Below are 3,689 nucleotides of genomic sequence, written 5' to 3'. Positions count from 1 at the left end.
GAGGATAGCTGGGCACGAACTTGTGCCAGGCATTGGGCCAGAAGCCACCCCTGGTGCCGACCGAGCCCGTCAGCGCGTGGAGCAGCATCAGACAGCGCGCCACCTGCCAGCCGCCCTCGTTGCCCGCTCCGGCGGCGCGCCAGTTGTAGCTGGAAAAGCGTTTGCCCGCTCGAGCGACGTGCCAGGCGACCTTTTCAATCCGGTCCTGGCGCACCCCGGACTCCTGGGCGGCGAACTCGAAGCTGTAGTCGCGGTAGAGGTCTTTTAGGACCGCCTCGAAGTTCTCGAAGGAAGGCTCTCTCTCGGGGTGCTCGTCGTGCATGAAGCCTTGCCAGTTGAGCCAGGTTCGCATAAAGTCACGGTCGTACTGCCCGGATTGGATGAGATGGTTGGCGACGGCGAGCAGGACCGCCGCCTCGGTGCCGGGGTAGGAGGGCAGCCAGAAGTCGGCGTTGGAGGCGGTATTCGAAAGGCGTGGGTCGAAGACGGCCAGTTTGGCGCCGCGCGCCTTGGCCTCGACGATGCGCTGGGCGTGCGGGTTGAAGTAGTGGCCGCTCTCTAAGTGCGCCGACACCATCAGAATAAAATCGGCCTCGGCGAAATCCGGCGAGGGGCGGTCGTAGCCCATCCAGAAGGCGTAGCCGGCTCGAGCATTGCTCGAGCAGACGTTGGTGTGCGAGTTGTGTCCGTCTACGCCCCAGGCCTGGAGGACGCGGTTGGTGAAGCCGTCCTCGCCGGGGCGGCCCACGTGGTAGACGACGCCCTTGCCGCCGGTGCTCACGATGTCCGCGCGGATGCGCGCGGCTATGTCGTCCAGCGCCTCGTCCCAGGAGACGCGCCGCCACTTACCCTCACCGCGCACGCCCACGCGCTTCATCGGGTAGAGGATGCGGTCGGGGTCGGTAAGCTGATTGTGCGTCGCCGGGCCCTTGGCGCAGTTGCGGCCGCGAGAGCCCGGATGCAGCGGGTTGCCCTCGAGCTTGCGGACGTTGCCCGTCTCCTTGTCGATGTAGGCCAAGAGCCCGCAGGCCGCCTCGCAGTTGAAGCAGATGGTCGGCACCAGCGCATAGGCGCGCTCGACCTGTCTGGGCCAGGCCTTGGGGTCCCACTCGCGCCAGTCGTCCCAGCGCTCGGTGGGCGGAAAGCCGTCGAGGCCGATTTCGCTGGGGCCGGGAAAGCTCTGCGCGTGGCCCGCGGGCGAGGCGTACTTGGGGGCGCTGTCGGAGAGGAGCAGTCGCGGCCTGCCGCGCATCTTGTCGACGAGCTTGCGGCCCAGGTCTTTGAGGGTAGGATTGCTCACCGTGCCTCCTTCATGCCAATGGCACCGCCTGCCCGGCCTGCACGTAGGCGTGCTCGAAGGCCAGGAGACCCGCCAAGGCCGCAACAGCCGCCAAGGCCAGACCGAGCGGCGAAGGCAGGACGAGGAGGAGGACCACGGGCAGGAGACCGCCGCCCAGAAGCCCACCCCAGAAGTACCTCTTGAACAGGCCCCTGGTGAGGTGTCCCTCGGCCAGGCGCGCGTGGGCGGTGACCGTCGGCAGGGCGATCTCGCCCCAGGTGACGAGGCCGTGCAGCGCCACACTTATCCCCAGGGTCCACAGGGCCAGGGTCATAAAGGGCGCGCTCCCCGAGACCACCGCTGCCAGGCCCATCACCGCCGCCCCGGCCAGCAGGGCCTGGAGCCCCAGGTGAAAGGGCAACAGAGGGTTCTGCCACAGGTCTCTCGCCTTGCTCTGAGCGAACAGAAACGCCGTGTAGACGGCGGTCATCAGCGCCAGGGGAACGACTAGCCAGAGAAGGACACTCTGGAGGCCGAGCCAAGCCATGAGCGAGCCGAGCAGCCACAGCGCCAGGACGCCGCCATAGCCCGTGATGATGAAGGCACCCTTGACGAGCCAGCTCCGCCACTGCGGCCTGAGAAAAATCTTGATGAAGCGCAACGGGTGAGTGAGGTCCCAGATGAGCACCGCCCCGGTCGCGCCCAAAAAGACCAGCGCGACAATGGGCGCCACCCACTGGCTCAGGGGGCTCTCGAGCGGCAAGAGGCCGAAGAGGACGCCGAGCGCGGTAAAGAGCCCCGCCCCGGCGCTGATCGACTTCGTCCAGGTGTAGAGGCTGACGCGAAAGTCCCAGGGGCGCTTGTGGTTGACGTCATAAGCGAGCAGCGAGGCGGCGGCGTTGTTCGAGCTCCAGCCCGCGGGCATGCCGCTCGTGACATAACCGTTCCCCAGGTCATCCTTCTGCTCGCTCCACTGGAAAAGCCCGCCGTCCGGGGTCCCGGCGGCGATGGGGTCCAGAGTATTGATATCGGCGCCCAGATAGGCGAGCTTGGGCTTGGTGTGCTTCTCGGGCCGGCGCACGCTGATGCTCTCGCGGCCCACCAGTTCGGCGACCTTGCAGGAGGGGTCGTTTAAGTCACCGATGATGATGGCCTCGGTCGGGCAGACGGTGACGCAGGCGGGCTCGAGCCCCACGTCGAGCTTCTGGGTGCAGAAGTTGCACTTCTCGGCGCTGCCGTCTTCGGGGTTGATAAAAATCGCGTCGTAGGGGCAGGCGGCGATGCAGGCCTTGCAGCCGATGCACACATCCTTGTCGAAGTCGACGATGCCGTCGTTTCGCTGGTACATGGCCGTGACCGGGCAGATGTGGACGCAGGGCGGCTCGGCGCACTGGTTGCAGCGCGTCACCTGGAAGTGCCGGCGGGTATCGGGAAAGAGGCCCGTCTCGACCGCCTTGACGTAGGTGCGGGTGACGCCGACGGGCACCTCGTTTTCGCTCTTGCAGGCGACGGTGCAGGCGTGACAGCCGATGCAGCGGGTGTGGTCGATGACCTTCTGCCACTGCGGCGGGGGTCGAAATTCGCGCTCGAGCTCGATAAGTGGCAAGCTTGGCTCCTCTCGAAACGACCTTCGCCTACCAGCCTAGCATTCCCCAGCCGGATGCTGCCTGCCGCGCTCGAGCAGAGCCAGTACAAGAGGAGGCGCGGCGGCCTCCTCGATGTTGGGCAAAGATTGGGCAACGCAGGTCGCGCTCAAGAACCGACCTGCACGCTTACCTTGCGCGCCCTGGTCTTTTCCGAACGCGGCACGTTCAGGTGCATGACGCCGCCCTCGTACGAAGCCTCGACCGCCTCGATGTCGTAGCTGGCGGGAATGTTGAAGGAGCGGCTGAACGAGCCCTGCGGCCGCTCCTGGCGGTGCGTGGTCTGGCCCTGGGACTCCTCGTAGACGCGGTGCGCCTTGACGCTCAGGGTGTTCTGCTCGGTCGAGACCTCTAAGCTGTCCTTCTGCACGCCGGGCAGGTCGAGGTAGAAGTGCAGCCCGTCCTCGTCGTCGATGATGTCGGTGGAGGGCACCCAGGACGAGATGCCTTCGTCGCCCCCTGGGTGGTTTTGCAGGGCGCGGAGGTGCCGTTGCATGTTCTCGAGTTCTTGCCAGGGGTTGCGTGCCATAATGACCTTCCTTTCGCGCTCAATCTAAGCGCTCGCACGTTTCCTGTATGTAGGTTTGCTCATAAATTTAAGATACCTGTGGATTTGAGCAAACGGTGAACTATATTTTGATGATGCTACGGTTGGTCTGTATCCAAAGGTTCGCTGCTCCCAGAGGTTCTTTCCTATATCGTACTTTCAGTAGATCACAGATTTGCCTCTGAAGGGCTGCATCAACTGCGAGGGTGCGATCTTAGAC

At 64.9% G+C, this 3,689-nt stretch carries 3 protein-coding genes; all 3 read right to left on the bottom strand.

Translation table 11 applies throughout. From position 1 onward, the window contains the following. Positions 1-1,300: molybdopterin-dependent oxidoreductase (locus tag M3498_02425; protein ID MDQ3458151.1), on the bottom strand; the 1,300-nt coding region annotated here is incomplete at its 3' end. A 10-nt stretch (positions 1,301-1,310) separates the two neighbouring features. Next, complete coding sequence (gene nrfD, locus M3498_02420) at positions 1,311-2,885, bottom strand: polysulfide reductase NrfD (GenBank protein MDQ3458150.1); 1,575 nt, start codon at positions 2,883-2,885, stop codon at positions 1,311-1,313. 146 nt (positions 2,886-3,031) lie between these two features. After that, positions 3,032-3,451, bottom strand: coding sequence for an Hsp20/alpha crystallin family protein (locus M3498_02415; GenBank protein ID MDQ3458149.1), 420 nt, complete (start codon positions 3,449-3,451; stop codon positions 3,032-3,034). Between the last annotated feature and the right edge of the window lie 238 nt (positions 3,452-3,689).

Source organism: Deinococcota bacterium (genome assembly GCA_030858465.1).
Lineage (GTDB): Bacteria > Deinococcota > Deinococci > Deinococcales > Trueperaceae > JALZLY01.
Note: the sequence above shows the minus strand (reverse complement) of the source record. Positions and strands in the feature narration are given on the sequence as shown.

What these genes read in the sequence shown, in the direction of transcription:
- M3498_02415 (MDQ3458149.1), bottom strand. Translation starts at nt 3,451, where the DNA reads ATGGCACGCAACCCCTGGCAAGAACTCGAGAACATGCAACGGCACCTC.